Genomic DNA, 26,710 nt, shown 5'->3' with positions numbered 1-26,710 from the left:
CACCTCTCTGACCTGCGGTTTTTCACGAAGGCGTCTAAGTTGACATGCCTCGCCAGCCTTGGCCAGACGTTCCGCGATCTTTCCTGTCTGCCCGAGGCGAACTGCTAGGCCGCGCCGGGCCGACAGCCTTGCGCCTCCCCCCGGGTGCTGGCCTCAAGGAGGCTGATCAGTCTTGCGGGACGGGCCTGGCCCATAACGCGATCAGCTCTGAACATGGAGCGACACGCTTCTTTTTGCCGCGCGACAAGATGTGTGCCATTGCGGTCGTGGGCGCGTTCATCCGTCCGTCGGAGGGCACTGTGGGCGGGTGAGCGTACAGGATGTGCACACCGCCGTCACGGCGCTGGGGGCGGTCTTTTCAGGGGTGGCGGCCCTCGCTGCGGTCATGGTGGCTCGATGGCAGGCCACGTTCGGGCGTCGCCTTGCCCTGGAGTCGATGAGCGCGCAGGCCGCCGTGGAGCGGCGGCTGCGGTTGGATGCAGAACGGTGCGAGGCATGGAAGGCGTTTCTACGCGCTTCGGACGCGTTCGCCGACACGGTATGGAGGCTGAAGGAGTTCGACCCGCGCTCCCGGGCGGAAGAACTGCGGACCAAGAGCCAGGAGCTCACACAGGCGTGTTCGGGACTGCGGGTACTCGGCCCTGACGCCGTCGTCCGGCACGCGGAGGAACTCCGGGAACGGTGCGGGCACATGGAGCGGTACGCGGTCAGGCGTGCCGTTGTCCGATCCGCGTTGGACGCCCTGAAGCGAAGGTGGTGCCCGGGGAACGCGGAGAGGTGTGAGGAACGGTGCGGGGGCAACGACGCGCACGGTTGCGCTTGGCTGGCGCACGAGATGCTCGAAGGCTGGGGCGATCGAGACGAGGACGACCGCCCCGACGACCTCGACCACCTGGAGTACCTAGTCAGGGAGAGTGGCGTCCTTGCGGACGACGGCGCACCGGCGGAGGGCGACACGCTGACCGAGGAGGACCTGCAGCAACTTCTGGCCATCACCCGCAATCCCGCGTCGTGGGGCCTCCTGTCCGCCGAGGACCGCTGGTTTCGCCCCCGCACCGGCTATGACGAGGGCCGCAGCGCACTCGTCAGCTCGGTGCACACCTTTCTGGACGGCACCGGCGAGGCGACGACAGGGATCTAACCGGGCTGTCCTGTGCCATCGAACCTTGAGCGCGTGACATCGAAGTTTAGGGGCGGCGCCGCCCGCCGCGGGCGGCCCGTGAGTGATCTGGGCGTGCCGCTTTCGCGGTGCTCCGAGTGTGTGGCACAAAGGGCAGGTGGGGAGTATCGGATCGGCTGTGCACCGCAGCCCGCGTGGCACCTCAAGTAAGGATCTGCACTCATGGCAGCTGGCACGGTGAAGTGGTTCAACGCGGATAAGGGGTTCGGCTTCATCTCGCAGGACGACGGCGGCCCTGACGTGTTCGTGCATTTCTCCGCCATTGCGGTATCTGGCTACAAGTCCTTGGAGGAGAACATGCGGGTCACGTACGACGTCACCCAGGGCCCCAAGGGTCCGCAGGCGGAGAACGTGGTGCCCGAGAGGTAGAACCGCCCGCCCCTTGGTTCCCGCCCGTGAGGAGCCTCCGCCGCCACGATCGGCGGGGGCTTCCGTGGCTGCGGGGCGGCCAAAGTTCGATGGCACAGGACAGGGGCTGCGGACATCGGATTGATCGGTTCGCCGAGAAAATCGAACACATGGTCTACTTTTGGGGTGCCACGAACGCTGTTCCCCGATGATCTTGTGCAACTCGATGCCGACTGGGTCCGCACCTACGAGGCCCTCGCCCTGAGACCCGCCACGGCTGGCACCACCCGGTTGAGGAGGCGCCTGATCACCCTTTCCTGCCGCCTGGCCGGTCACTCGTTCTGGGAAGCCGACCGGCCATCGCCGGCTCGGGTTGAGCTGCGGCGCCGGACGCGCGCCGCCGGCCTGCCGGATACTCGGTGACGAACGTCTCTCAGACCCAGGCCCGTGTGCTGCGCGCCGTGCGCGAGCACATCGCCGAGCGGGGTGAGGCGCCAACGATCCGGGAGCTGTGTCGGCGGGTGGGCCTGTCGAGTACGTCGTCCGTGGCCTATCACCTGGTGCGGCTGGAGGAGATGGGGTTGATTAGCCGGCGGCGATCCCGTCATCGCTCGATCCGTCTCGACGGTTGATCCGGCGATCACCAGTCGGCCGCCTTCCGGGGCACCGACCGCGGCGCGTTCTTCGGCAGGACATGCGACAGCCCCCGGGATCTGCTCAGATCCCGGGGGCTGTGTCAGCGGTTGGTCAGGTGATGTCAGCTTTCGGCCGGGTGGTCGTCGCTCTCGTCGCCGGTGCGGCGTCGGCGCAGCGCGAAGGTCGCTCCTGCGCCGGCGGCGATGAGGAGGCCGGCTCCGCCGAGCAGCCAGGGGGTGCTGTCGGCGCCGGTGTGGGCGAGGGAGCCTTCGGGTTCGGTGGCCGTGGGAGAGCTGGAGGCGGTCTCATCGGTGGCCGGGGTGCCGGTGGCGGACGGGGAGGGGGCGGTGGTGGTGGGCTTGTGCGGTGTCGGCTTGTCCGACGGCTTATCGGGTGTGGGCTTGCCCGGGGTGGTGGTGTCCGGTGAGGCCGGCGGGGTGGGCGGCTTGGTCGGCTGGTTGTTCGCGGTGTCGGCGAGGGTGACGGTGACCGGCGCGCCGGGTTTCGCGGTGATCTTTGCCGGTGTGGCGTCCAGCCGGTAGCCGGCGGGGGCCTTGGTCTCCGTGGCCGTGTATCCGGTGCCGGTGCGGGAGGAGACGGTGAGCTTGGCCGAGGCCGTGCCGTCCTTGCCCGTGGTCAGGGTGATGGAGTCGCCCTTGTCGGTGGGTGCGATGTTGATGACGGCACCGGCCAGGGGCTTGCCGGTGGCCTTGTCGGTCTTCTTGACCGTCAGCTCGGCAGGCTTGAACGGGTCGATGATCGTCAACGGGGTGTCCTGGCCGGCGGTGACGATGACGTCCTGGTCCGGGACGAGCTCGTGCAGGGCGCTGCCGGTGGAGATCTCCTTGAGGCGGTAGACGCCGGGGGCGATGTTGCCGAAGCGCAGGGCGCCGTCGCCGTTGGTCTTGCCCTGGAGGGCCTTGGTGCCGTTGACGGTGTCGAGGAGGCTGAACTGCGCGCCTTCGAGGACGGCTCCGCCCGGGTCCTTCTTGATGATCTTTACCCCTCCGGTCGGTGTGTCCGGCGCGGTATGCGCGGGGGCTGTCGCGGTGGGGGTGGGTTCGGTGGCGTGGGCGGAGGCGGTCGGGGCCCAGGCCAGGGTGCCGGTGACAGCGGCGGCAACGGTGAGGACCGCGGCAGGAAGACAGCGGGCGAAAGGGGTGTGCACGGAGGAACTCCAGGGAGGGGGCAGAGCGCCCGGGAAGGGTGAGGGTGGTCAGCGGGTCCGGCTGGGTCCGGGGAGCGCAGGTGGCGTGGCGACCGGCGAGGAGGTGGCCAACTGCTTGGCCGGGGTGGTCACCGCGATGTGGACGTGGCGGCGGGTCTGGAGGGGGACGTCCTTCATCGCGCGGGTCACCGGTTCTGTTGAGACCAGTGATGTGGTGAAGGCCGCGACCAGCGCCGTGGGCGTGCCGTGGGAGAACTGGGCGCGCCAGTGGGGCTCGCCTGGGTATCCGCCCCAGGCCGTCCAGGTCGGTGCGTTGGTGCTGGTGATGGCGTAGCGGTGCTGGAGGACGCCGAGGGGGTCGGGGTCGCGGAAGAACTGTCTGCCGTCGGTCTTGATTTCGTGGTTCCAGCCGCAGGCGAGGAGCAGTGCGTACGCCTCGTGCGGTGCTGTGTCGTCGTCGAGCAGCGGGTCGCGGTCGCTGTGGCGGCCTTCGAGGTAGAGGTCGAGCAGTTCGGCGTGGAAGTCCTGCAGCAGCTCGACGGGGGTGGTGGCGTCGAAGGTGATCTGCCAGGCGCCGGCGCCGAAGGGGGCGCGGTTCGCGGTGACGGTCCACTTCCCCCTGCGGGAGCTGTCGGGGTCGGGGACCATGCCGGTGAACAACCGCAGGCAGGGGCTGGTGGCGAGGGCTGCCCCGCCGTCGGCCTGGTGCAGGGACCAGTCCTCGGGGAAGGGCCAGACCGTCCGGAGGTCGGCTGCTCCGGGTCCGGCGAGATGGCGGGGGAGGACCTGCACCTGCTGGTCCGGGGCGAGGTGGGTGAAGGGATCGGTCGACATGGGAGGTCCTCGGGTGCGGCGGGTGGGGTGAGCCCGGCAGAACAGTGCGGGGGGGGCGGGTCGTGTACCCGGCTGGCGGCGCTCATCGGGAGGTTTCGTCTGCCCCGGTGGGTCAGCGGCGGGGGCCGGTGGTGTGGCTCACGGGCGGGGCGGCGGGTCGTGAGGTGGTGCTCCAGCGGGGGACGCTGACCGTGCCGAGGGCCGGTGGGCGGCGGGCAGCGGTGCGGCGAACGTCGAGCGGGGTGGGCGCGGGCGGCGGTGGCGGCATGACGGGGGTGAGCTGAGCTGCCTCGCGCAGGGCGCGGGGCATCGCGGCCTTCCAGCGCGGAAGCGGGGCCGGGTCGCCGACAGCCGTAGTGATCGCGGTGACCAGGGGGACGGGGGTGTGGGTGGAGGCGGTGGCATACCAGCGGGCTGCGCCCACACCGCCCCATAGGTACCAGCGGGCCTCCGTCGTGGTGAGTTCGCGGGCGGGGTCGACCTGGGTGATGGCGTACTCCAGGCCGGCCATGCCGTCGGCGCTGTCCACTTTGATGACGCCCTCGCGTGGTGGCTGCAGTGTCCAACCGCGAGTGATCAGGGGCGCTACGGCGTCGAACGCCGACGGCCTGCGTCCCGCCGAACTGCTGAGGTAGGTGTCGGGACCGTCGGTGTACGCCTGGGCGAGGGCGGTGGTGAAGGCGGTGACGAACTCGGTGGGCACGGTGTCGCTGAAGCACACGCCCCAGTGCGGCTGGGCGAACACGTCGTCGTAGGCGGAGATCCGCCACAGCCCGTCGTCCTCGCCTTCGGGAAGGTAGCCGAGGCGGACCTTGCTGTCGGGCGAGGAGAGGTAGACGTTGCCGTCCTCGTCGTGACGCGTCCGCCAGCCCAGGGCGAGCAGGGGCCTGAGAGCCGGGTCGCCGGTGAACGTGCTGCCGGCGAGGTAGCGCGGGGAGACGTAGACGTCCCCGTCGACGGCGAGGTCATCAGACATAAGCACCTAAAAAGTGGTCAGGCCGTGGACCGGCGGGGAGGAGCGCACGTCAGCTGCACAGCGGGGCACCGCCCGGCCGGAGCTTCGTGGTGTGCGGGCCGGGAAGGGTGCGCAGCCGAGCGAAGGTCGCGGTGAGGCCGAGCGTCTGGATCACGGCGCAGGCGGTGACGACGCTGCCCAGCGCGGAGGCTGGGGTGAGGGCGACCAGGAGGCCGGCGAGGGGGAAGGGCAGCAGGAAGATCAGGATGGTGATGCCGAGGGTGGCGCCGAAGGTCTTGGGCGGGATGAGGCAGGAGCGCAGGGTGCGCAGGACCACGGACATGCCGCCCTCGCCGGCCATGAGGACGGCGACCACGATCAAGTAGGCGGTGTAGGTGTGCGCGACGGTGGCGACCGTCAGACCGGCGCCACTGACCACCGCGGCGGAGGTGGCCCCCACGGCCCACAGTCCGTACCGCTCGATCGCGGTCCGGCACACGGCGATGGCAAGGAGGGAGATGAGGGCGGCGGCCGACCAGATCAGGCCGACGTCGGCGCTGGAGTGGCCGAGCTGCTTGACCACGATGACCGGGGCGGCGGCCTGCATGAGGCCGACGCCGAGGTTCGCCAGGGTCATGCCCGTCACCAGCCATGCCAGGGCCGGCAGGGACCGCAAGGTATCCCACCCGGTCCGCAGCCCCTTCATCACCGAAACCGGCTCGCCTGTGGGCTGGTGGGGTCGGCGGGGGGCGAGAGCGGCGGCGGCCAGGGAGAAGGCGGCGAGGGTGGCCAGCATGCCGGCGGCGCCGGTGTGCTGCAGCAGCAGGCCGGCGAGGGCCGGTCCGGCCAGGGTGGCGGCCTGGTCGATGCCCAGGAGCACCGTCTGCACGCGATGTGCCCGCTCGCCCGCCTCGCGGCTGGCGGCGGCGCCCGCGCTTTCGCCCGCGATGTAACTGAACTCGGTAAGCACACCGGTGACCGCGGCCAGCAGCATGACGGTGGCCGTCGCCGCGACCCCTGTGGAACAGGCCGGGAGCATCAGGGCGGCGGCCAGAACCACCAGGGCCCGGGCCACCGAGGCGTAGCGCATGACGCGCGTGGTGCCGTACTGGTCCACCATCGCGCCGGCGAGGGCGAACGCGCTGAGGCGGGGAAGCCACTCCAGCGCGAACGCCAACCCGGTCAAGCTGGCGGAGTCGGTGGTGGCCAGCACGAGCAGCGGGATGCCGTACGTCGTCATCGCGAAGGCGCCGGCGTCGGCGCTGCGCGGCAAGTAGACGGCGCGCGCGATGCTGGAGACCGGACGGCGGGCGTGCCGTGGCCCGGAGCCAGATCTCAACGGATGCTCTCCCCCCGGGCCGCTGCGGAGGAGCGGCGGGTGGAGCCGACGAGGACGGAGGAGTTCGCTGACAACCAGGCGGAGACGGCCTCCCGTGGCCGATGCAGGCTCGGCGCCTCATCGGCGTCGGGGAGCAGGGGGCCCTCAACTGCGTGCGGCGCCTGGGGCGGGCCGGCGGTGTTGTCGGTCGCGGTGCTCACGACGAGGTCGTGGCGGAGCAGTGCGAGGGTGTGCTGGACGCGGGTGAGGAAGTCGCTGGCCGACGCGGGCGCCTGCTGGGCGCGGGCCCAGCGGGCGAGGGTGTCGTAGACGTCGGCGAGGTCGGTGCCGCGGGTGGTGAGCGCGTAACACGGTTCGCTGCGGTGGCCGGCGCGCAGGAGCTGGTGGGCGCGTGCGATGTCCAGCGCGGAGCGGACCTGGTGGCGCGGTAGGTCGGAGAAGGTCCGCCCCAGCAGGCGGCGGTGGAGGGGGCCGTTGTCGTCGATATCGGTGACCAGCCGGATGAGCCCCGGGTGGGAGAGCACGGTGAGGGCGCGGGCCACCTGAGCGGCTGGGAGCGCGAGCACGGGGGTGGTCACCGGCGGTGGCCTCCTGCCGGTGGGGCCGCGATCGGGCGCGCGGGTATCTGGTGGGAGAACAGGTCGCCGGGCTGCCACCGGGCTGCCGGCCGCTGTGTCGCCGGCACCGCGGGGGCCGCGGCGACTGCGGACGCCCGTGATGCCGGATGGCGCTCGTGATGGGTGACCCACGTTCCCGTCTGCCCCTGGGACGGGGGCAGCGCCGGCCCCCACAGCGTATGGGCGGGGGCGGTGGCCACCGGGCGTCCGGCTGCCCACGCGGACAGGGCGCTGTAGACCGGGGCCAGGGCCTGGCCGGTGGCGGAGAGCCGGAAGGCCGACGCGTCAGTGGCCTCGACGAGGCCGTCGTCGATGAGCTGGCGCAGCGGCGGGTAGACGGTGCTGAGGTTGTAGCCCGGCATCGCGTCGGCGGCCAGGGACTTGGCGCTGGCGGAACCGCGGGCCTTCAGCGTCCACAGCAGCGGGGTGGCGTGGCGGGGGGTGATCAGGACGAGGGCGTCTTCGACGGTGTCGGCCGCCGCGATGCGCTCTGCTTCCAGTTCGCCGGTCTTCGCGTTGGGCACCAGGTCCTTCTCCAGGTGCGTGTTGCCCCACGTGGCGATCACGGCCAGGACGGGCATCAGCTCGGCGCCGCGGCGGGTGAGGCCGTAGGTGACGTGCCGGGGGGCGTATGCGGTGCGCTCGACCAGGCCGGCCTCGGTGAGCTTGCGCAGGCGGGGGTGGAGCTGGCCGTCGGCGAGCCACGGCAGCTTCGGCTTGATCTCCGCGTAGCGCAGGGGCCGTTCGGCGAGCGTCATCAGCACCCAGACACTCCAGCGCGGGGCGATCATCTCCAGCGTCTCGGTGACGCGGGCGAGGTCGGTGTGCGTGGTGGGAGGCAGACCGGTGGTGGCCAAAGGGGGGGACTCCTGGAGGAAAGGGGGGCGGGGCGTTCAGCGGGCGCGGGTGGCGGCAGGTGCCGGTACTGCCGGCGGGGCCGCCGTCGGGATCGTGGTGTCCGCAGTGGGGAGGCGGCGCAGGCTCGCGAGGACCGCGTTGATGCTCTTGGCGTGGGCGTCGCGGGCAGCGACGGATTCGGTGATGCGGCGGGCGCAGTCGAGGATGTGGCCGGCGTCGAAGTGGCCGATCTCGCGGTTGGCCTCGGTGAGTTGCCGTAGCCGTTCGAGCTGGAAGGCGATGTTCCGCTCGGCGAGGGCGAGGTCGGCGTGGCTGCCGAGGAGGGCGGCCAGCATGCTGTCGTGCGCCGTGGCGGCGGCGTGGGCTTCGAGGACGGCCAGCGGCTGCCCGTAGAGCGCTTCGATGCGTTCGGCGACGGCCTGGGACGTGATGTGGGGCAAGCAGCTGTCTTTCACGGACGCCGGGTCCGCGCCGCCCCGGCACGGCCAGGTGCCGTGGCGGCCGGCGGAAGGGCGGTGGTGGCCTTCGGCTGGACCAACTGCACGAGCCGCGGCCGGGCGGGGAGCGATGAGGGCATGGTGCGCAGGAGTTCGTCCAGGGCGACGCGGTAGCCGTCGCGGGCGTCCAGCGCCGCCTCCAGCCACTGGGCGTCCATCCGCAACTCCTCCGCGGACAGCTCGCCCATGTCGCGATCGGGGCCGGTGGCCTGGTGGACGCGGTCGCGGACCCGGGCGACCTGTTCCTCGGCAAGGGCGAGGAAGCTGCGCAGCTCCATGGCGCGTCGCAGCGCCGCCGGCGCCTCCTCTGTGAGCGCCCTTTCGTACAGCACGCCGATGACGAACCCGAAGGCATCCTCCAGCCGGCGGTCCTGGCTGCTGGGCTTGGTGCTCACGCTCATCGCGTTGCTCCCCGGACCGGAACCGCCGGGGCCGACGGACGGGTCGGCGGGCTCGTCTGCAGAGCCGGACCCCGGCCGATGGCCAGGGCGGCGCCAAGGCGGGGGCCGGATCGGTGCCCGGCGGGGGCGGCGGAGTCCAGGAGGTGGCGCACGACCAGGGCGCGGCCGTCCCGGACCGTGACGGCCGCATTCACCCGGTGGGCACGTTCCATCGCCGGATCGTCGAGCGGTACCGGATCCTGGATGAGGACCGCGACGAGGTCGTCCTCGGCTCGCTCCAGCGCCGTCTGGGACTCCGCCAGCAGACCGAACCAGTGCACGACTTCGGTCGCCTGCTGGTTGGCACGCGGGGCAGCCATCACGGCCCGGCGCAGCTCGGGCAGGCTCATGTGGAATCGGGTCTCGATCTGCTGGGCGATGACGCCCATCACATCGTCGACGTCGTCGGGCACGGCCAGCTCCTCACAGTGAGTATTCCGACGAGGGAAAGGGGCCCGGCCTGCCCCCCTCGAAAATGCTTTGAGTGGCAGATCCGGCTGCTAGGGATGGGGAATTAGTCCAGACAGACGTAGACCTCGTTGTAGACGTAAGTGCCCGAGACCCAGCCGGTAACGCCCGTCGTCCGGTCGGTGATGTAGCGCCAGCCCCCGCTCGACTTGTGAACGGTGAACTTGTGGCCCCGGTACAGGATGCCGACGGCAGTGGAGTTGCTGGTGGCCCTGGAGCGGATGGTGACCGCGCTCGCGTCGATCACCCACGGGCCGGTCCGGTGGCAGTAGTCGGACGCGACGGTCGGGGCTGCAGCGGGCGCCGCATGGGCCTGGGAGGTGAAGGCGAACGGCAGGGACAGCGCCCCGAGGACAGCGGCGTGGACAGCGAATTTGGAAGAACGCATGGAGAAGTAACCCCTGGGAAGATAGAAGGAGATAGGGAGATGCCCCTCCGGAATTCCGATGGGGACGGATACAAGGGTCTGGACAATTCCCGGTTTCGCTAACCGGAGATGAGCTGCTATGTTCCGGCCCTCACACGAAGGCCAGTGCTTTCCGACAGCGACCCGAAGTCATCACGTCGGCCGCGCCGTCAACGCCCGCGGCCACGCGGTGGTACGGCCACTGCGGGCCGTGCGGGCGTGAGGGGTACCGGGCGGCGGCGTAGGGGCGGTGCAGCCGCCGGCAGGGCGGGAGTCTCGCCGGTGAGGTGGTCCTCGCACCACTCCGTCGCGGCCTCGTAGGTGGCGAAGGCGCCTTCGCGCAGCGTGTGGGTGCCCGCGTCGAGGTCGGCTTCCTCCAGCAGGATCCGGAAGGGCAGAGGTGCCCGCTCGTCCAGGGCCCGCAGCAGGACCACGGTCTCCGGCCGGTCCGTGGTGTCGTCGGTGTAGCTGTGCAGCAGGGCGAAGTGGTCGCCGTCGGTCATCAGCCGCTCTTGCAGGGCCCGGGTGGTCTCGTCGGCGGGGCGTGTGCCCATGCCGTCCGGCAGGCCGATCGCCTCCTTCGGGCAGCCACGGGCGATCAGCCAGGACTGGGCCATCGCCGGCAACGGCAGTACCGCGTGCTGGAAGCGGAACGCACGAGCGGCCGGGTCCCGCTGCAGGTGCAAGGCGATAATCTGCGGCTCCCCCGGGACGCCCCAGGTCGCGGCGCCGTCGTGGAGGACGTAAAAGCTGTGCTTGTCATCGTCGGTGTGGTGCTGGGCCAGCACCGTGAGGTCGGCCTGATCGACGGCGATGTGCTGCCAGAACTGTTCCTCGACGGCCGGGCTTTCGGCTTCATATCCGTCGAGGTGGAAAGGGTCGGGTTCGGAGTGCGGCATGGCGGCTTTCGATGTCAGGGGCGGTGGCCGGAGGCCGGATCGTGGCGGACATGGGCCGCCTGCGGCACCGGCCAGGCCCCGGCCCGCCGGCCGGGCACGGCGGGTGGGCTCGTGCGGCGCGATCCGGGCAGCGCCGCGCGGCCGGCGTCGGTGAGGGTGACGGGTTGTCCCGCGTGCACGGGATGGGAGGTGTCGCGCTGGACGAGACCGGCGTCTTCCAGGCGCTGAAGTTGGCTGTAGGGAAGGCGGGTTCCCGAGGCGGTGACGACCGACAGGCGCTGGGTGAGCAGGTGCTCGTGCAGCTTGGCGCCCTGGGCGATGGCCAGTAGCGCGGCGACATCCGGGGCCGTCATCTCCCGGCCGTCGAACGAGGCGTGCTCACGGGCGGCCGTCTCAAGCGGCTCCAGGACGGCCACCAGGTGCTGTTGGCGTTCGTCGCGGGTGACTGCTGCCTGCTTCAGCTGATCGACGGTGCGGTCGATGCGCGCGAACAGAGCCGCCTCGACGGGGAACCCGCCGGAGGACAGGCGGTGCAGCAGGACACGGTGGTAGGTCACCGAGGTCTCGGCCTGGGCAAGGCTGCGATGGGCGTCGACCAGACGGCGATGGGGCTCGTCGAGCAGACCGCGGTCGCGGTGCTCCCACAGCTGGTCGACGCTGCGGCCGGTGGCGGCCTCGACGCGGTGATCCAGTGCCGTCAGCGCCTTTCGTGCCGTGGTCGGCGCGCGAGTGGTGGACATGAGGTGCACGGGGGGGTTCCCTGGGGTGATGTCATAGCGCACGGCCGAGGGGAATCCGGACGTCGATGCGGGTGCCGTCGCGCGCGTGCTGGGCAGGGCCAAGGCGCTGCAGGAGGCGGAGCATCGGGGTGTTGGCCGCGTCGGTGTGCACGGCCAGGGTGTGCGCACCCCGGGCACGGGCGTGCGCGGCGACGTGCCGGGCCAGGGCAGTGCCGATGCCGCGGCGCTGATGAGCGTCGGCCACCTGGAGGGCGAGGTCGACGACGCCGGCTTCCTGGCTGATCCAGCCGGCGGAGGCCAGGGCGAGCGGGCGGCCTGCGGCGTCGAGGCTGATCCAGCAGGTGCTGTGCTCCAGCAGGCGTTCGAGATCGCGGCAGGTGACGCGAGTGGGGCCCCAGCGGCGCAGGAGGTTCTCCGGCGAGCAGCGCCGGTGCAGGTCGTCGACCAGGTGCCGGTCCGCCGCCCGTGCAGGCCGGGTGAGGCAGACGGCGGGGTGGTTCAGCAGCGGCGCTCCCGCCCGGCGGCCTGGAGGGCGGCGCGCCGGTAGGACTTGCGGCGGCGGCCGTCGGAGAGGGTGACGTCGCGGGGCGCGATCTCGTACCGGGACAAGAGGTTGGCCAGGCGTATCGGGGTGAGATCGGCGTAGCGCCAGCGGTTCTCGGCGACTCCGGGAAGGTGCTGCAGGGCGGCGACGAGGTCGGTGGAGGCCATGGCGTCCGGGCCGCCACGATCGGCGAAGACCTTCAGGCACGCCTCGACGATGCTGTCCGACGACTCGGTCCGGCGCGGGTCCGGGGCTTCTGCGGTGTCCGCGGGTGCGCCGTCCGCTGTGGTGGGGGTGCAGCAGCAGGCTGACGACAGCAGCGCTCGCAGCTCGCCTCCGGCCTGCAGCCGGGCGAGGAGAAGCTCCGTGAGGTCCACCAGCTCGTCGAAGGCGCGGGCACCGCCGTCGACGACGTCGAGGATGTGCTCGTCGATGTGCTGGATGGTGAGGAAGGTCTCCAGCAGCCGTCGGTGGTGCGGGTTCTCCTGGAGCGGTGCGCCCTCCGTGAGCAGGCGGGTGACAAGCGCTTCGAGGAGGGCGGGGGACGTCGTCAACGGTGGGGGCCTTTCGACAGGGCAGGGGCGGCGGCGGGTTGAGGCAGGCCGGGCATCGCGTACGGCGGGCCCGGCTTCGGGACGGGCCGGTGGGTGTCCGCCAGTTGCGGAGAGCGGGTGCGGGCGGCATGGGTGCGCGCGCTGGTGCGGCGCGCGGTGATGCCCAGACGGGCCCGGGCGGTGTCGTAGACGTCGTAGCCGGCGCGCTGCCGCACCGCGACGACGTGGATCTCGGTGCGGTGGGCGGAGTCGGCGGGGGCCGGACGCTGGGCGTAGACGATGCGCCAGGCGTTGCGGGAGTCGACGTAGACCTTGCGGTACCCCTCCAGGTCGCCGGCCAGTCTGCCGCCGAACAGCTCGGCGTTGACGACGCCTTGGAGCCGGTCGAGGGCAAGGTCGCGGATGTCGCTGGGGGCCTGAAGCAGGTCGGTGAGCGCGCGGGGGTCGAAGCTCAGGCCGAAGGCCGGCTCCCCGTTCATGAGCCGGCCCCGGTTCCGGCCGCGTTCTCCACCGGATCCTCGGAGTCGGCACGGGCTGTGCGCAGGGAGGGCTTCGGGCCGGGGAGCAGGCGGTGGGCGGGCCGGTCGGGGTCGGTCATGCACGCCGAGAGCGGTCCGCCCGGTGCCCGGACGGTCGTCATGGCGTGGGTGAGGAAGTCGCGGTGCCACACGAACGGGCCCGACGGGCCGGCTTCGGGGTCCTTGTGCTGCTGGTAGGCCATCCACAGGGCGTGCAGCCAGGCCACGACGTCGTCGTGTTCCTGCCACTGCTGGCACCACGGGGAGGCGGTGGTGACCTCGGCGCCGTAGGTGGGCATCAGAAAGTCGTCCACCCAGTCGCTCAGCGAGTCGAGTTCGTTCTCGTACTCCTCGCCCTCCAGCTCCAGGATCGGGCGCGGCTCCGGCGGCGCGGTGGGCGGGGGCGGCAGGCCCGGCAGGCCCGGCATGCCGAAGGCGGGAAACGGCGAGGGGGGCACCTCGGGAGCGGCGGCCAGGTGATCTAGCTGCCGGGCCTGCTCGGCCGACTGCTCCATCAGCCGGCGGACGCTCGCCTCGATGCTCTCCAGATTGGAGTCCGGAAGCCGGACCGGCTCCATCTCCCCCTCGTCGCGGGGGTCTACGGATTCAGGCACGAATGGATCTCCTTGCAGCCACGGCCGTCAGTTCATGAAGTGCGGCTCCAACCATCCGGACATTCCCCGGTTTCACTAACCGGGGAATGCCTGCTATAAAGCGCCGACGCCCAGGCGGAAGACGCTTCTTCGTGCTGCGGATCCGGGGCGGCGGGTCAGGCGGAAAGCGTGACGTCGTCCTGGCTGAGGGTCTGGCGCAGGGTGTCGGTGAGCCGGTCGGCGGCGATTTCGGCGTAGTGCATGGTCTTCTCCACGCCGATGAAATCCCGGCCCTCCAGCAGGGCTGCCACCCCCGTCGAGCCGGACCCGGCGCAGAAGTCCAGGACAGTGCCGTCCGGCGGCGCGATCTTCACCAGCTCGCGCATCACCTGGATCGGCTTTTGCGTGATGTGCTGCCGGTCCTTCCCCGAGGGCTGCGAGGCGCTGTACAGGCCCGGCAGGTACACGGGGTTGCGGGAGGCGTCGATCTTTCCCTTGGCGCCCCAGACGATGTACTCGCAGTCCTGACGGAACTTGCCCTTCTGCGGCCGGGCCTGAGGCTTGTGCCAGGTCAGGATGCCAAGCCACAGCCACCCGGCCGCCTGAAAGGCGTCCGTGGTGGCCGGCAGCTGACGCCAGTCAGTGAACAGCAGCGCCGTCCCGCCGTCCTTGGTGAGGCGGTGGGCCTCGGTCATGATCTGGGTGAGCCAGAACGTGTAGGAGCGCTGGTCCATGTTCTCGCCCGTGAAGTCCGGCAGCGCGTGCTGGGCGTCGGCGGAGACGTACTTCTGGCGAGCCGAGCGGCTCGTACGCTCCTTCGCCGTCCGGCCGCCGGAGTTGTAGGGCGGGTCGGTGATGACGGAGTCGACACAGGCATCCGGCAGGCTGGAGAGTACGCTCAGCGCGTCGCCCTGGTGGAGGGAAAAAGGCAAAGGGAAATCCCAATCTGGGTGCGTGAGATGAGAGAGAAGGCTGCTGCCACCCTCACGTGATCCCCGCGGCTGCATGCGGGCGCAAGAAAGCCCACGAGCCGATTGGCGGGGTCTGAGAGGGAGCGTGCCAAAACTGTAGGTCACGATCCCCGGTTGAGCGGTACCGCCAGCCGCCGCGCCCTGGGAACGGGCGCGGGCCGCCCGGTTTTTTCGCCAACCGGGAATCGCCGCTTACTGTTTTGAAACCGCCCGGCCCACACGGCCGCTGGCCCCTTTTCTGCTCTCATGCCCTCACGGAGGTTCGCCCTGTCCCGGTCCACCTGACCTGCCCGCCGGCCCGGGCATCGAGCTGCCACTCGCGCCCTCGTCCGCCGGCCTCGGTTCACCCACCACCCCGGCCTCCGCACCCTTTCCACCCTTTTCGCGCGTGCACGGCCGGGGCCTCACTTCGAAGGACACCGCAGTGATCCACCACCCCCCTCCGCTGCCTGAACCACGGCCGCGCTACCAGCGCTTTCCGGGAGGCGGAACGGGTTGAAGGGCATAGCCGCCGTCCTCGGCGTCGTCTGCCTCTCTCCCCTTCTGATCGCCGGCGCCGCGGCAACCGCCGCGGCCGGCTCCGGCGGTGCCCATTCCAAGGCCGCGAACTGCACCACAGGCGCGGACATCGACACCGACGCCGTCGCCAAGCAGGTCGCCTCCATTCTCGGCGGCAAGGGCTCGAAGAAGGATGTCCACGTCGAGGGCCTGGAGCTGCCCGCCGAGCAGATCCCGAACGCCAAGACCATCGTGGCCACCGGCATCTCCTTGAAGGTGCCCGAGCGCGGGCAGATCGTCGCGCTCGCCACCGCCATGCAGGAATCACGGATCCGCAACCTCAACTACGGCGACCGCGATTCGCTCGGCATCTTCCAGCAGCGCCCCAGCCAGGGCTGGGGCACCCCGCAGCAGATCCGCGACCCCGTGTACGCGAGCACGCGGTTCTACAAGGCGCTGCTCGAAGTGCACGGGTGGCAGCAGATGACCGTCACCCAGGCCGCCCAGGCCGTACAGGCATCCGGGCTCCCGGACGCGTACGCGCAGTGGGAACCGCTGTCCCGGGCCCTGCAGCAGACCATCGTCAAAACCCTCCCGGACAGCGGCAAGAACGCCGCCGGCACCAAGAACAGTAAGGACAGCAAGGACAAGGACACGCCGGCCCCGAGCGGCGGGGGGTGCAAGCCCGGCGAGGACGGGTCCGGGTACGGCCCGATCCCCGAAGGCGCGGTACCCAAGGGCTACTCGATTCCCAAGGACGCCAACCCCAAGGCGCGCAAGGCCATCGAGTGGGCCATGCACCAGCTCGGCACCATGTACCAGTGGGGCGGCGAGTGCACCAACCCGCACGGCCCCGACCCGATGGGGCGGTGCGACTGCAGCTCACTGATGCAGCAGGCGTACGCCCACGCCGGCGTCCAGCTCAGCCGCACCACCTACACCCAGGTCAACGAGGGCAAGCCCGTCTCGCCCAAGAGCCTGCAGCCCGGTGACCTGCTGTTCGCACGCGGCACCGCCGCCGTCCCCGAACACGTCGGGATGTACATGGGCACGGGCCTGGTGATCGAGGCGCCGCGCACGACGAAACCGGTGCGGATCCAGCCGGTCAAGGACTGGAACATCCTCGCCGCCCGCCGGGTCATCTAGCGCCCCTCCCGCCGCCCTCCGGCCGCGCACCAGCGCCCGTGCTGTCTCCCCGGGCGCCGCCTTCCTCTCCGCTTCTCCCCCTCACCGCGGGCTGCCGCCTGCCCGCGCCCGCAAGGAGTTTCGCCATACCCATGTCTGTCGCAGACCGCGTGATCATCCTCGCCTATGACCCAGGCGTCGCGCCCAAGGAGGGCGGCCTGCCCGGCCTGTCGGTGCTGAAGAACGTGGTCAGCTCGATCAACCTCTTCGGCATCATCGCCGTGGTCGGCGCGCTGGCCGTCTCGCTCGGCGTGTGGGCCTGGGGCCACCACACCGGCGGCCACCAGGCCGAGGCCAACGGCAAGAAGGGCGCCGTCGTCGCCGCCGGCGCCGCTCTCGGCCTCGGTGCCGCCAACGGCATCGTCGCCTTCTTCTCCGCGCTGGGGTCGCAGGTCCACTGATGCCACGCTTCCCCTCGCCCCTCTCCGGCTACGGCACCACCTGGTCCACCAAGGCCCGCGTCCTCGCCGGCGCCTTGGTACTGAGCGTCCTGCTCGCCGTCGCGGGCGTTGCCGCGTGGGCCACCGGCAGCGGCGGCCAGGACCACGACGACACCGCCGCCCCCTCCCCCAGCAGCACGTCGGTGCCGGAGTCCACGTCGAAGCCGGCCGCGGGGACGGGCTCGGTGCCCAAGCCCCCGCAGCTATCCGACCCGCTCGCCTACGCCAAGGCCGCCGCGGTGATGCTGTGGTCCTACGACACCCGCACCACCAACCGCGACCAGCAACTCGCCGGGATGGCCGCGTGGATGACCAAGGAGACCAAGTACACCGACTGGACCTCGATCTCCGCCCAGGTCCCCGACCCGGTGCTGTGGTCGCGGATGGCCGACAACGCCCAGTACGCCACCGTGAAGATCACCGAGGCACACTTCCCGTCGGCCTTCAAGCAGGCCCTGGCGGAGAACCCCTCGGCAATCACCGAGGCGTACATCTACGCCGTCACCGTCACCGGCAAGCAGCAGATCAGCTGGAAGAAGGGCGGAGGCGGGGCCGAGGACCGCTCGGTCACCCTCGCCGTGCAGTGCCGCCCCTCCCGCGACTGCGCCCTGGTCTCCATCGCCCCCCGCGTCGCCCCGTGACGGGCCACTGACCGAAGAAAGGAGGAAACGCAGTGGACTTCTGTTCCATCCCCCTCGCGGGCAAACTCTGCAGCGCGGCCGACGCCATCGACTTCGTGTCCGACCCCGGCAAGGCGATCACCGAAGGCATCGGCAACTGGATCGCGAAGTCGACAGGGCAGCTGGCCGCCGCGGCAGCCGACCTCGCCGCCGAGGCCGTCAACAAGACCACCAACGTCGACCTGGGTGCCGGCTGGTTCCGCAACAACTTTGAATTGATCTTGCCCATCGGCCTCGTACTGCTGGTGGCCACCTTCTGCGCCCAGCTCATCCGGGCCGCCGTCAAACGCGACGGCCAGGCCCTCGGCCAAGCCTTCACCGGCACGATGAGCGGCGTCTTGTTCGCCTTCTCCGCCATCGCCGCCACCACCGTGGCCATCGAAGTCGTCGACGCGCTGTCGGACGGGCTGTTCAAGGCCGCCGATTCCTCGCTGTCCGACGCGGTGCGGCGCATGGTCAAGGTCTCGCAGCTCGGCGCCCTCGGCCCGCTGGGCTGGCTGGTGTGCGCCTTCTGCGGCATCGGCGCCGCCATCGGCGCGTTCCTGTACTGGTGCGTGATGATGGTCCGCAAGGTCGGCATCCTCGTCATGGTCACCCTCGCCGTGTTCGCCGGAGCGGGCGGCGGCTGGGAGGTCGCCCGCCGCTGGAGACGGGGCTGGATCGAAGCCACCGCCACGCTGGTCTGCAGCAAGCTGCTGATGACCGTGATCTTCCTCCTCGGGATCTCCGCCATGGGCAAGGCGGACTCCAAGGGTGGTCTCGACGCGCTCGCCGACGTCATGTCCGGCATCGTCATCATGATTTTGGTGCTGCTCTGCCCGTACGCAACCTTCAAGTTCGTCCACTGGGCATCGGAAGGCACCAACGGCGAGGACATCCACCGCGCCGGCGGAGCCGGCGCTCAGCTCGCCAAGCAGCACGCCGAGCGCGCCGCCCGCAAGGCCGCCCAGGCCGCGGCAACCGCCGGAACCGGCGGAGCCGCTGCCGGAGCGGGTGCTGCCAGCACTGCGGCACCGCAGGGTCCCGACGCGATCCCCGGCGGCGGCTTCCCCGGCGACATCGCCCCCACCAGCAGCGGCGGCCAGGGCGGAGGCAGCGAGTCCTCCGGCAACGGTGCGAAGAACGGCCTGGAACAGGCCGTCCAGCCTCCGCCGACGCGCACCACCGAGGACACCAGCGGCCTCGGAGGTAGCCCCGCCCAGGGCGGATCAGGATCCGCAGCCGCGAGCGGCCAGGGCGGCGGATGGATGTCCGCCCCGCCGACCGGCGCCACGCCCCCGCCGCAAGGCGCCCCTCCGGCCACGGGTGACGCGGCGAACGGTCCCGTCTCCCCGACGCCACCGCCCACCGGCCTCTGATCTCGCCCCGTTCGACGCCGAAGGCGGGACGCACCGGCCACTTCACCGGTGCGTCCCGCCCCCGGCCCCGCCCCGCGCACCCCTCCCGGAACCATGTCTGATCTCTCCGTCGCCCCCCTCACAGTCAAGTTCCCCCACCGATCCCGGCGCGGGATCCTCCTCGGTCTGTCCCTGCCCCAGCTCCTCCTCGTCTCGTGCACCCTGGCACTGCTTTTGCTGACCGTGGTGAGCACCGGTCTGGTCGGCGCCGTCGTCCTCGCTCCGCTGTGGGTGGCCAGCGCGGCCCTGGTCGCCATCCGCCGAGGCGGCCGGTCGCTGATCGACTGGTCCCCGATCGTCGCCCGCTACGCCCACCGCCGGCGGACCGGGCAGACGCTGTGGCTGGCCCGGCCGGTCTCCCGCCCTCGCCAGGAGGGCGTGCTGCACCTGCCCGGTACCACCGCCTCGCTGCGCGTGGTCACCCCCGGCGACTCGGCGAACGGCGCCGCCGCGGTGCACGACCCGCACCAGCAGACCCTGACCGCCGTCGCCCGCGTCTCCTCCCGCGCCTTCGCCCTGCTGGACCCCGCCACCCAGAACCACAACGTCCAGTCCTGGGGCCGTGCGCTGGCCGGTATCGCTCGCACCGGCCACGTCGCCACCGTGCAGGTCCTCGAGCGCACCGTGCCCGACTCCGGCGACACCCTCGCCCGGCACTGGACGCAGCAGGGCCGGCCCGAGACTCCGGTGGCCGGGCAGGTCTACGCCGACCTCGTCGCCTCCGCCGGCCCCGCCGCCGCCCCACACGAGGCGTACCTGGCGATCTCACTGGACATGAAGGCCGCCAAGCGGCTCATCAGCCAGGCCGGCGGCGGACTGCCCGGTGCCTTCACCGTGATGGAGCAGACCACCGCCTCCGTCGCGCAGGCCGCCCGCACCGCCGGGCTGATGGTGACCGGCTGGCTCACCGCCCGCGAAATCGCCGCCGTCATCCGCACCGCCTACGACCCCAAGGCGCTCTCCGGCCTGCAACAGTGGTCCCGCTCCGGCAGAGCCGAAGCCGACCCGGCCGCCGCCGGTCCCGTGGTCCAGGTCGAGGAGTCCGACCGGGTGATCACCGACTCCGCCCGCCACACCACCTACTGGATCGAGGACTGGCCCCGCACCGAAACCAGCCCCGGTTTCCTGCACGGGCTGATGTTCACCGCCGGCGTCCGCCGGAGCCTGTCCCTGATCTACGTGCCCCAGGGGCTGGAGTCCGCCCTGCGGGACGTGCAGCGCAAGAAGGCGGCCATCATCGCCGATGCCAACGAGCGCGCCCGCCGCGGCCAGGTCGACAACGAGGCCGACTCCATCGAGTACGCCGACGTCAAGGTCCGCGAACGCCAGCTCATCGCCGGCCACGCCGACGTCGCCCTGACCGGCCTGCTCACCGTCAGCGCGGAAACCGACGCCCTGCTGGACGCCGCCTGCGCCCAGATCGAGACCGCCGCCGTCACCGCCCAAGTCGACCTGCGCCGCCTGAAGTACCAGCAGCCCAACGCCTTCACCGCCGCCGCCCTGCCGCTTGCCCGCACCACCTTGTAACCCGCGCCCTGCCGGTGCCCGGCAGGAAGGATTCTGCTCTTTTGACCTCCCTCTCCCCCGCCGAGGCGCACCCGTACCTGCGGGCCGCCACGGCTGGCATCCGCCACCATGCCCGCTCGCTCGACGAGACGCCGCCGGGTCGGGCCGACCGCGTTCAGCTCGACGTGCTCCACGGGCACCTCACCGCGCTGCACCAGCTGCTCGACCACCTCGCCGAGGCCACCCGGCCTCCGCACCCGGCGGCAGGCCGGCACCTGGCCACGGCGCACGTCCGGCTGTGGCAGGCCACCGCCGCCGTGCACGACGCCTTCCACCTCCTGCCCCCGACGCCCGACGGCGCCGCAGGCACCGAGTGCCGGCCCGAGCGGCTGCCGGAAGGACCCCCGGTGCTGACCATCTGCCATCGCCACCTCGGCGCCGGCCACGCCATCCGCCGCAGGACCACCCCCACCGATCTCCACACCCCGCTCCCCGGCCACACCGCCGACCGCGCCGCCTGAGCGGGCACCGCCGAATCGAGCACCACCGATGACCCACCGGCCCGCCCGCCGCGCCCGACGCGCCTCGGCCTCCCCGCTATTCACCCCGCACGGCACCGACCGCGCCGCCCGCAAAGCCGCCCGGCGCCAGCTCGCCGAGGCCACCGCCAAGGCCCGCGCCGAAGCCGCCGCCCACCCGAACGGCCAGGACCCCGCCGAGCAGGAAACCCCCGCTCCTCTTTACCCGCTGCGCGGGCGCCCCGGCCCCGCCTCGGCCCGGGGCAACAAGCTCAAGCTGCCCGCCCACCGGATGACCACCGCCACCGCGAGCGGCGCCTACCCCTTCCTCGCCGAAGGCGGCCTCGGCGCCGAGGGCATCTACATCGGCCGTGACGTCCACGCCGAAGCGAGTTTTTGTTTCGACCCCTTCGCCCTCTACGGCAAGATCGAGGGCTTCACCAACCCCAACGTCCTGCTCGCGGGCGTGATCGGGCAGGGCAAGAGCGCCCTGGCCAAGTCCTTCGCCCTGCGCAGCGTGGCCTTCGGCTACCGCGTCTACGTGCCCTGTGACCCCAAGGGCGAGTGGACACCGGTGGCCAACGCCCTCGGCGGCACCTCGATCGCCCTCGGCCCGGGCCTGCCGGGCAAGCTCAACCCGCTCGACGCCGCTCCCCGGCCGAACAGCGTCTCCGAGGCCGACTGGGCAGGTGAGATCCGCAAGCGCCGCCTTCTCCTCCTCGGCTCCCTGGCCCGTACCGTCCTCGGACGGGACCTGATGCCGATGGAGCACACCGCGCTCGACGTTGCCCTCGACGCCGTCGTCACCCACGCCACCGCCACCGGCCGCACTCCGCTGCTCAGCGACATCGCCGCCACCCTCAACAACCCCACCGCCCTCGACACGGCCGGCGGCAGCATGTCCGGCCACCTCGGCGACGCCGCCCGCGACCTCGCCCACGCCCTGCGCCGCATGGTCCACGGCGACCTCGCCGGCATGTTCGACGCGCCCTCGACTGTGGCGTTCGATCCGAACTCGCCGATGCTGACCATCGACCTCTCCCGCCTCGGTGGTTCCGGCGACGACACCGCCCTCGTCCTCGCCATGACCTGCGCCTCCGCCTGGATGGAATCCGCCCTCACCGACCCCCGCGGCGGACGCCGCTGGATCGTCTACGACGAAGCCTGGCGCCTCATGCGCCACCCCGGCCTCCTGCAGCGCATGCAGTCCCAGTGGAAGCTGAGCCGTGGCCTCGGCATCGCCAACCTCATGGTCATCCACCGCTTGTCCGACCTGCTCACCGCCGGCGACGCCGGATCCCGCGGACGCGCCCTCGCCGAAGGACTGCTCGCCGACTGCTCCACCCGCATCGTCTACCGGCAGGAGACCGACCAGCTCCACGCCGCAGCCGCCCTCCTCGGCCTCACCTCCGTCGAAACCGAAGCCATCGCCCACCTCAACCGGGGCAGGGGGCTATGGAAGGTCGCCGGCAGGTCGTTCATCGTCCAGCACCTTCTCCACCCGCACGAGAGTCGACTCTTCGACACCGACGCCCGGATGCACTGAGTTCCGAACTCGCCCGGTGAGCGGGCCACTGGCCAGCACACCACCGCTCCACAGCCGCTCCGCCTCGCCGCGTCCCGGCCGTACTGCTCACGACACACCGGGGACGCGTCCCTCCCCCATCCCCTTCAGGAGCATTCCCCTGGCTACGCGCTCTTTCATCGCCCGCCCCACCAGTACAGGGTTCACCGGCGTCTACGTCCACTGGGACGGCTACCCCAGCCACCACCTCCCCCTCCTGCTGGCCGCCTACCAGCACCGCTTCGCCGGCGACCTGGAGGCCATGTCGCAGCACCTCGTCGACAACGTCTCCGTCGGCTGGTCCGAGCTGGGCACCGACCTCCTCGACGGCGCCCCCGAGCCCCTGCGCCAGGCCCTGGCCGGTAGCGAGAACCACCCCAGCAGCCAGCTGGACGACCTCATCACCCCTGACGGCTCCCCGCCCCGGCGCATGACCGTCACCGAAGCCTCCACCGAGGGCCTGGACTGGGGATACATCCTCCGCCCGCACGGCATCGAGGTCATCCACCAGTACGAAGACCGCGGACCCGTCGTGGGCTGGAAGACCGACCCCCGCGCCCGGTTCAGCGACGGCTACGCCCGGTGGACACCCGGCGGCCCCGTACCGGCCACCGCACCCCCGCGCACCACCCAGCCGCCGGCACCCGCCAAGTCGGCGGCAACGAGCATCGCCCGAAACGCTGCACGCCGCTGACCCCCTCCTGCCACATCCGTCACCTGGAGAAGTTCCACCCCGTGTCTGAACACCCCGAGATCACCGTCGTCATCGCCACCCAGCTGCGCGAGGACCGGCTGGAGTACCTGGCCGCCATGCACGCCAGCCTCACCCGGCAGTCCACCCCCTGGGAAGCGGTGATCGCGATCGACGGTGCCGATCCAGCGCGGCTGCCCGGATCCCTCGACCGCGACCCGCGGGTGCGCACCCTGGCACTGCCGCGCCCCGTCGGAGCCGCCTGCGCCCGCAACCTCGCCCTGAACGAGGTGCGCACCGAATTCTGCAACTGGGCTGACGATGACGATGAGTTCCACGACACGGCGATGGCCGCGCGGCTGCAGGTGCTGAAGACGCAAGAGGTGGGCTGGGTCGCCGGGTACAGCGAAGACCTCCACCCGGACGGGACGACCACCCTGTGGAGGTGCCCCACACCGCCCGGACGGCACGGTGCCGGTGATGTGTGGACGTACTGGAACGATCCGGCGGACACCATCCCCATCGGCCCGACGACGATCCTGGCCCGCACCGAGCTGATGCGCGCAGCTCCCATGGGCGGTCTCGTCCAGGGCGAGGACTACATGGCCGCCGTCGGCGTCACCTGCCTCGCCCCCGGAATCCTGCTGCCCCGGCCGGTCTACCGCTACCGCAAACACGCCGGTCAGATGACCCAACAGGGCGAGTACGACGCACTGGAGGCAGCGGCGCGCCGGCACGCCTGGAATTTCGGACGCAGTCTGCGCACTGCCCTCGCCGTGCCCCCTGTCACCACGGCGTAGGGCTCGCCACCCACCCCGCACGATCGAGAGCCCGATGACTTCCACGAACGCCCCCGCGCAGATCACCCTTTCCTTCAGCCGGAGCGCCGGCATCGTCGCCGTCGCTGCCGGCGAGAAATATCCCTGGGCGCAGACCGCGCTGGAGGCCACCGGCTTCCAGCGGCGCCAGGACGGCACGTACACCCTGCCCATCGAGGACCCGCAGGCTGCTCAGGCCACGATGGCCGAGCTTCTTCGGACCGCCGACCGCCACCAGAGTGTGGTGAAGATCAGCGGCCGGACCTTCATCGGTGATGTCGCCGAGGGCATCGCCGCGCAGCTGCCCGGCCAGTGGAGCGCGACGGTGGACGTCTACAGCCATCCCGTCTGGCAGGAAGACCTCGTCCCGCTGCTGTGGGACGCCGGAGAACTCGCTCAGGCGGTCCGAACCGCCAGGATCCCCTGCGCCGCGGTACTCAACGACGGCGCCGGCACCGAGCTGCTCCTCATCGAACGGCCCGGCCACCGCCAGGACTACCTCGTCGGCGCGTTCGCTCCGGAGGGCTTCGACGACAACTACGAAGAACCGCACGCGCCGAGCAGCATCGTCATACCCGGCGCAGCCCAGCCGGCAGCACAGGCGATCACCGAACGCTTCCTGCCCGCCTACCAGCAGGCGGTGCATGCCCGGCGTATCGCCGATATCGCCTCGACCCTGGAGCGCCTCCGCGAGGAGTACCAGACCTGGGAGGCGATCAAGGCGTCCGGCCGCTACAGCGACGGCAGTCCTCTGATGGCCGGGGTTCTACCCGGCGCCGAGGAGGCGTTCGCGAACCTGTCCTGGAATGCGTTCGGCGACACATTGCGCCATGCCCTGGCCGTTCTGGAGCGCTGCCCGCCTGCCGGGCCCGTCGCACCGCAGGACGCTGCCGCTCTCGACCGCCTTGCCGGAGCCCTGGCCCGTGGGGAGGAGGTCCTCGCGGACTGGGACGCTCTGCAGGAAGACTGGCGGAGGACGCCGAGAGCGCTGACCGTCGGCTCCTACATCGACGCCAAGGCCGAGCGGGACGCCCGGTTGCGGCCGGTGATCGAGACGTGGCTCGCCGACGGCGACGCCTTCCTGCGTCACGCCCGCGCCGTCACTCCCGTCTCAACCAGCGCACCGTCCGGCCAGGGCCGTACCCTCCCCGCGCTCCCGCCCGCTCTGCCGGCACCGCCCGGCTCCGCGCCCGTCCGGCGTTGACCTCGCGCAGAAAGGTTCCCCCTGCCCGAGCATTTCCACTTCGGCACCCACCCCCACCACGGCTTCGTCGCCGCCGCTACCGCCAACCTGCCGGCCCACCTGGCCGATTGGTTCTTGACGCAGGAGCAGTTCGAATCCGTCCCCGGGACCCCCGGCCTGTACCGGCTGAGTGATCCGGACCGCGACGGACAGCGGCGCACCCGCCAGGCCGTGCAGGACCTGCGCCGGCACGGCTACACCGTCCAGGCCGACTACGCCCTCGACCCGGCCCTGACTCCCGGCCCACCCCAACACCCCGCTCGGCATGGCCAGGTGGAACAGCGCAGTCGCATCGCCCAGGCAGCCGCGGCCCGTTCACCGCAACGCGGTCCCGCTCCGGCCACTCCCCTTGGAGGCCCGCCCGTTCCGCCCTCCTCCGCCACAGCCCCACCGGCGCCAGGCCGGACGAAGGCGGCAATGGCCGTCCAGCCCGTTACCCCGCCTGTCCTGCAGCGTCCTCGCCACTGACCCGTTCACCCGGAGCCCCTCCTGACCTCTTCCGCCGAGATCATTCTCTACCTCAGACCGCCCGACGGGATCGTCGCCCTGTCGAGGGGAGCCAGCCGCCTCTGGGCCGACACCGCCTTGACCCTCGCAGGCTTCACACAGGACGATCGCGGACTCCACTTCCTGCCTCTCAGTGACCCGGCCAGGGCACGAGAAGCGCTCACCCAGCTCACCCAAGCCGCCCGCGACTGCAGGGTAAGCGTCACCACCAGCAACAGCCCTTACCTCGGCGACATCGCCCAAGCCGTCACCGAACAGTTGCCCGGCTGCTGGGAGGCGGCCGTCGAGAAACTACCGGAGCAGCGGCATCAGGAAGACATGATGCTGTGGCTGTGGGACGACGATCTGCTGCCGCCGGTCATGAGGAGATCCCGCGTACCTGTCTGCGCGATCCTCCGCGACGGTGTCGGTACCGAACTGCTGCTGATCGAACGGCCTTCGGACGGGCGGTACCTCGTAGGCGCCCTGGTTCCCAGCCCCGACAGCGTTAACGCCACGGCGCCACCACCACGTACCGTTTCCGCGCCCAACGCCCTTGCGGCGGCAACCGCGGTGAGAACCCAGCTCCTGCCCGCCTACGAACGCGCCGTCCTGCTCTCGCGACTGAGCGAGGCCGAGGAGGACCTGCGATGGGCACACGAGACGTACGAGCCGGGCTGCGTGCGCACTCCGTATCCCACGGACCTGGATGCTGCGCTCGACCGATTCGCCACCCACGCGACGGAGTTCGTCGCAGCCCTGCGTCGGCGCAGTGACCGGCCGCTGACCGCGCAGGAGAAGGCGTTCCTCGACCATGTCGAGGGCGGTCTCGAAGCAGCACGCCAGACCGACGAAGGCCCCGTGCGCAGCGGGGAAGGCGCAGCGTCCTCGGCCGATCCGATGGCGCTGTGGCTCACTGAGGGTGAACACCTGCTGGAAATGGTCCGCACCGCCATCACGCCTCCCGCCCTGGCCTCTGCTGCCAGCCGCGGCCCGGGTGCCGTACGGACGTCTCTGCCGCCCCCGCCTCCGCCGCCGGCCACAGTCGGCGGGCCGCGCCGCTGACTCCCGTCCTCACCGCGCCCCAGGACACCACCCCTTGATTTATCCGCCCGCGCC

The 26,710-nt window shown here is 71.3% G+C and carries 31 protein-coding genes; 14 read left to right on the top strand and 17 right to left on the bottom strand.

The window, feature by feature from the left end; genetic code table 11:
- Positions 1-322: 322 nt before the first annotated feature.
- The 3 genes from K7I03_RS28645 to K7I03_RS28635 all read left to right on the top strand — a co-directional run bounded on the left by K7I03_RS28645 (position 323) and on the right by K7I03_RS28635 (position 2,160).
- The gene (locus K7I03_RS28645; RefSeq protein ID WP_185944546.1) at positions 323-1,141 is read left to right on the top strand and encodes a hypothetical protein; all 819 of its coding nucleotides are present in this window, start codon (positions 323-325) and stop codon (positions 1,139-1,141) included.
- 201 nt (positions 1,142-1,342) lie between these two features.
- Entirely contained in the window at positions 1,343-1,549 is a 207-nt protein-coding gene (locus K7I03_RS28640) for a cold-shock protein (RefSeq protein ID WP_185944545.1), read from the top strand.
- Positions 1,550-1,947: 398 nt separating this feature from the next.
- Positions 1,948-2,160, top strand: coding sequence for a LexA family protein (locus K7I03_RS28635; RefSeq protein ID WP_185944544.1), 213 nt, complete (start codon positions 1,948-1,950; stop codon positions 2,158-2,160).
- 125 nt (positions 2,161-2,285) lie between these two features.
- On the opposite strand, the gene K7I03_RS28630 is transcribed toward K7I03_RS28635, so the two are convergent.
- The 17 genes from K7I03_RS28630 to K7I03_RS28550 all read right to left on the bottom strand — a co-directional run bounded on the left by K7I03_RS28630 (position 2,286) and on the right by K7I03_RS28550 (position 14,526).
- Positions 2,286-3,332, bottom strand: a complete 1,047-nt coding sequence (locus K7I03_RS28630) for a SpaA isopeptide-forming pilin-related protein (RefSeq protein WP_185944543.1) — start codon at positions 3,330-3,332, stop codon at positions 2,286-2,288.
- Positions 3,333-3,380: 48 nt separating this feature from the next.
- A complete protein-coding gene (locus K7I03_RS28625; protein WP_185944542.1) occupies positions 3,381-4,166 on the bottom strand; it encodes a DUF317 domain-containing protein in 786 nt (261 codons plus the stop codon).
- A gap of 112 nt (positions 4,167-4,278) precedes the next feature.
- Positions 4,279-5,142 carry a DUF317 domain-containing protein gene (locus tag K7I03_RS28620; RefSeq protein WP_185944541.1) on the bottom strand — a complete coding sequence of 288 codons (864 nt, stop codon included), beginning with the start codon at positions 5,140-5,142 and terminating at the stop codon, positions 4,279-4,281.
- Between the two features lie 49 nt (positions 5,143-5,191).
- Entirely contained in the window at positions 5,192-6,460 is a 1,269-nt protein-coding gene (locus tag K7I03_RS28615; protein WP_224347258.1) for an MFS transporter, read from the bottom strand.
- A complete protein-coding gene (locus K7I03_RS28610; protein WP_221903328.1) occupies positions 6,457-7,038 on the bottom strand; it encodes a hypothetical protein in 582 nt (193 codons plus the stop codon). The genes K7I03_RS28615 and K7I03_RS28610 overlap by 4 nt, the downstream gene beginning before the upstream one ends.
- Complete coding sequence (locus K7I03_RS28605; RefSeq protein WP_185944540.1) at positions 7,035-7,934, bottom strand: winged helix-turn-helix transcriptional regulator; 900 nt, start codon at positions 7,932-7,934, stop codon at positions 7,035-7,037. The genes K7I03_RS28610 and K7I03_RS28605 overlap by 4 nt, the downstream gene beginning before the upstream one ends.
- A gap of 36 nt (positions 7,935-7,970) precedes the next feature.
- Complete coding sequence (locus tag K7I03_RS28600; RefSeq protein ID WP_185944539.1) at positions 7,971-8,375, bottom strand: hypothetical protein; 405 nt, start codon at positions 8,373-8,375, stop codon at positions 7,971-7,973.
- A gap of 11 nt (positions 8,376-8,386) precedes the next feature.
- Positions 8,387-8,833, bottom strand: a complete 447-nt coding sequence (locus K7I03_RS28595) for a hypothetical protein (RefSeq protein WP_185944538.1) — start codon at positions 8,831-8,833, stop codon at positions 8,387-8,389.
- Positions 8,830-9,285 carry a hypothetical protein gene (locus K7I03_RS28590; RefSeq protein ID WP_185944537.1) on the bottom strand — a complete coding sequence of 152 codons (456 nt, stop codon included), beginning with the start codon at positions 9,283-9,285 and terminating at the stop codon, positions 8,830-8,832. The genes K7I03_RS28595 and K7I03_RS28590 overlap by 4 nt, the downstream gene beginning before the upstream one ends.
- Before the next feature lie 101 nt (positions 9,286-9,386).
- On the bottom strand, positions 9,387-9,728 hold the full coding sequence (locus K7I03_RS28585) for an SH3 domain-containing protein (protein ID WP_185944536.1): 342 nt from the start codon (positions 9,726-9,728) through the stop codon (positions 9,387-9,389).
- 188 nt (positions 9,729-9,916) lie between these two features.
- The gene (locus K7I03_RS28580; protein WP_185944535.1) at positions 9,917-10,645 is read right to left on the bottom strand and encodes a hypothetical protein; all 729 of its coding nucleotides are present in this window, start codon (positions 10,643-10,645) and stop codon (positions 9,917-9,919) included.
- 14 nt (positions 10,646-10,659) lie between these two features.
- Entirely contained in the window at positions 10,660-11,385 is a 726-nt protein-coding gene (locus K7I03_RS28575; RefSeq protein ID WP_185944534.1) for a hypothetical protein, read from the bottom strand.
- Between the two features lie 31 nt (positions 11,386-11,416).
- Positions 11,417-11,887, bottom strand: coding sequence for a GNAT family N-acetyltransferase (locus K7I03_RS28570; protein WP_338019838.1), 471 nt, complete (start codon positions 11,885-11,887; stop codon positions 11,417-11,419).
- Positions 11,884-12,483: a DUF3631 domain-containing protein gene (locus K7I03_RS28565; RefSeq protein WP_185944533.1), complete on the bottom strand. Its 600-nt coding sequence runs from the start codon at positions 12,481-12,483 to the stop codon at positions 11,884-11,886. Before K7I03_RS28565 ends, K7I03_RS28570 begins: the two co-directional genes overlap by 4 nt.
- Entirely contained in the window at positions 12,480-12,962 is a 483-nt protein-coding gene (locus K7I03_RS28560) for a hypothetical protein (RefSeq protein ID WP_185944532.1), read from the bottom strand. The genes K7I03_RS28565 and K7I03_RS28560 overlap by 4 nt, the downstream gene beginning before the upstream one ends.
- Positions 12,959-13,579, bottom strand: coding sequence for a DUF4913 domain-containing protein (locus K7I03_RS28555; RefSeq protein WP_185944575.1), 621 nt, complete (start codon positions 13,577-13,579; stop codon positions 12,959-12,961). The genes K7I03_RS28560 and K7I03_RS28555 overlap by 4 nt, the downstream gene beginning before the upstream one ends.
- Positions 13,580-13,770: 191 nt before the next feature.
- On the bottom strand, positions 13,771-14,526 hold the full coding sequence (locus K7I03_RS28550) for a DNA-methyltransferase (RefSeq protein ID WP_185944531.1): 756 nt from the start codon (positions 14,524-14,526) through the stop codon (positions 13,771-13,773).
- A 534-nt stretch (positions 14,527-15,060) separates the two neighbouring features.
- Here K7I03_RS28550 and K7I03_RS28545 point away from each other — a divergent pair.
- The 11 genes from K7I03_RS28545 to K7I03_RS28490 all read left to right on the top strand — a co-directional run bounded on the left by K7I03_RS28545 (position 15,061) and on the right by K7I03_RS28490 (position 26,656).
- Positions 15,061-16,209, top strand: coding sequence for a C40 family peptidase (locus K7I03_RS28545; RefSeq protein WP_185944530.1), 1,149 nt, complete (start codon positions 15,061-15,063; stop codon positions 16,207-16,209).
- 131 nt (positions 16,210-16,340) lie between these two features.
- Positions 16,341-16,649: a DUF6112 family protein gene (locus K7I03_RS28540; protein WP_221903327.1), complete on the top strand. Its 309-nt coding sequence runs from the start codon at positions 16,341-16,343 to the stop codon at positions 16,647-16,649.
- Positions 16,649-17,329 carry a hypothetical protein gene (locus tag K7I03_RS28535; protein WP_185944529.1) on the top strand — a complete coding sequence of 227 codons (681 nt, stop codon included), beginning with the start codon at positions 16,649-16,651 and terminating at the stop codon, positions 17,327-17,329. Before K7I03_RS28540 ends, K7I03_RS28535 begins: the two co-directional genes overlap by 1 nt.
- 32 nt (positions 17,330-17,361) lie before the next feature.
- The gene (locus tag K7I03_RS28530) at positions 17,362-18,726 is read left to right on the top strand and encodes an SCO6881 family protein (protein ID WP_185944528.1); all 1,365 of its coding nucleotides are present in this window, start codon (positions 17,362-17,364) and stop codon (positions 18,724-18,726) included.
- A gap of 93 nt (positions 18,727-18,819) precedes the next feature.
- Positions 18,820-20,292 (top strand): SCO6880 family protein, encoded by a 1,473-nt coding sequence (locus K7I03_RS28525; protein WP_185944527.1) that lies wholly within the window; start codon positions 18,820-18,822, stop codon positions 20,290-20,292.
- Positions 20,293-20,333: 41 nt separating this feature from the next.
- Complete coding sequence (locus tag K7I03_RS28520; RefSeq protein WP_185944526.1) at positions 20,334-20,792, top strand: DUF6238 family protein; 459 nt, start codon at positions 20,334-20,336, stop codon at positions 20,790-20,792.
- A gap of 28 nt (positions 20,793-20,820) precedes the next feature.
- The gene (locus tag K7I03_RS28515) at positions 20,821-22,335 is read left to right on the top strand and encodes a TraC family protein (RefSeq protein WP_185944525.1); all 1,515 of its coding nucleotides are present in this window, start codon (positions 20,821-20,823) and stop codon (positions 22,333-22,335) included.
- 16 nt (positions 22,336-22,351) lie between these two features.
- Positions 22,352-23,047: a hypothetical protein gene (locus K7I03_RS28510; protein ID WP_313772166.1), complete on the top strand. Its 696-nt coding sequence runs from the start codon at positions 22,352-22,354 to the stop codon at positions 23,045-23,047.
- Between the two features lie 59 nt (positions 23,048-23,106).
- Positions 23,107-23,844: a glycosyltransferase family 2 protein gene (locus tag K7I03_RS28505; RefSeq protein WP_274390186.1), complete on the top strand. Its 738-nt coding sequence runs from the start codon at positions 23,107-23,109 to the stop codon at positions 23,842-23,844.
- A 34-nt stretch (positions 23,845-23,878) separates the two neighbouring features.
- Entirely contained in the window at positions 23,879-25,066 is a 1,188-nt protein-coding gene (locus tag K7I03_RS28500; protein WP_185944523.1) for a hypothetical protein, read from the top strand.
- 624 nt (positions 25,067-25,690) lie between these two features.
- On the top strand, positions 25,691-26,656 hold the full coding sequence (locus tag K7I03_RS28490; protein WP_185944522.1) for a hypothetical protein: 966 nt from the start codon (positions 25,691-25,693) through the stop codon (positions 26,654-26,656).
- Positions 26,657-26,710: the final 54 nt, after the last annotated feature.

This window comes from Streptomyces mobaraensis (assembly GCF_020099395.1).
Taxonomy (GTDB): domain Bacteria; phylum Actinomycetota; class Actinomycetes; order Streptomycetales; family Streptomycetaceae; genus Streptomyces.
Note: the sequence above shows the minus strand (reverse complement) of the source record. Positions and strands in the feature narration are given on the sequence as shown.

Bases quoted from the DNA above. Each gene is read 5' to 3' on its own strand.
- K7I03_RS28580 (WP_185944535.1), bottom strand. From the start codon at position 10,645: ATGCCGCACTCCGAACCCGACCCTTTCCACCTCGACGGATATGAAGCC.
- K7I03_RS28535 (WP_185944529.1), top strand. From the start codon at position 16,649: ATGCCACGCTTCCCCTCGCCCCTCTCCGGCTACGGCACCACCTGGTCC.
- K7I03_RS28555 (WP_185944575.1), bottom strand. From the start codon at position 13,579: ATGGAGCCGGTCCGGCTTCCGGACTCCAATCTGGAGAGCATCGAGGCG.
- K7I03_RS28515 (WP_185944525.1), top strand. From the start codon at position 20,821: ATGACCCACCGGCCCGCCCGCCGCGCCCGACGCGCCTCGGCCTCCCCG.
- K7I03_RS28575 (WP_185944534.1), bottom strand. From the start codon at position 11,385: ATGTCCACCACTCGCGCGCCGACCACGGCACGAAAGGCGCTGACGGCA.
- K7I03_RS28620 (WP_185944541.1), bottom strand. From the start codon at position 5,142: ATGTCTGATGACCTCGCCGTCGACGGGGACGTCTACGTCTCCCCGCGC.
- K7I03_RS28595 (WP_185944538.1), bottom strand. From the start codon at position 8,833: ATGAGCGTGAGCACCAAGCCCAGCAGCCAGGACCGCCGGCTGGAGGAT.
- K7I03_RS28585 (WP_185944536.1), bottom strand. From the start codon at position 9,728: ATGCGTTCTTCCAAATTCGCTGTCCACGCCGCTGTCCTCGGGGCGCTG.
- K7I03_RS28560 (WP_185944532.1), bottom strand. From the start codon at position 12,962: ATGAACGGGGAGCCGGCCTTCGGCCTGAGCTTCGACCCCCGCGCGCTC.
- K7I03_RS28640 (WP_185944545.1), top strand. From the start codon at position 1,343: ATGGCAGCTGGCACGGTGAAGTGGTTCAACGCGGATAAGGGGTTCGGC.
- K7I03_RS28540 (WP_221903327.1), top strand. From the start codon at position 16,341: ATGTCTGTCGCAGACCGCGTGATCATCCTCGCCTATGACCCAGGCGTC.
- K7I03_RS28625 (WP_185944542.1), bottom strand. From the start codon at position 4,166: ATGTCGACCGATCCCTTCACCCACCTCGCCCCGGACCAGCAGGTGCAG.
- K7I03_RS28500 (WP_185944523.1), top strand. From the start codon at position 23,879: ATGACTTCCACGAACGCCCCCGCGCAGATCACCCTTTCCTTCAGCCGG.
- K7I03_RS28525 (WP_185944527.1), top strand. From the start codon at position 18,820: ATGTCTGATCTCTCCGTCGCCCCCCTCACAGTCAAGTTCCCCCACCGA.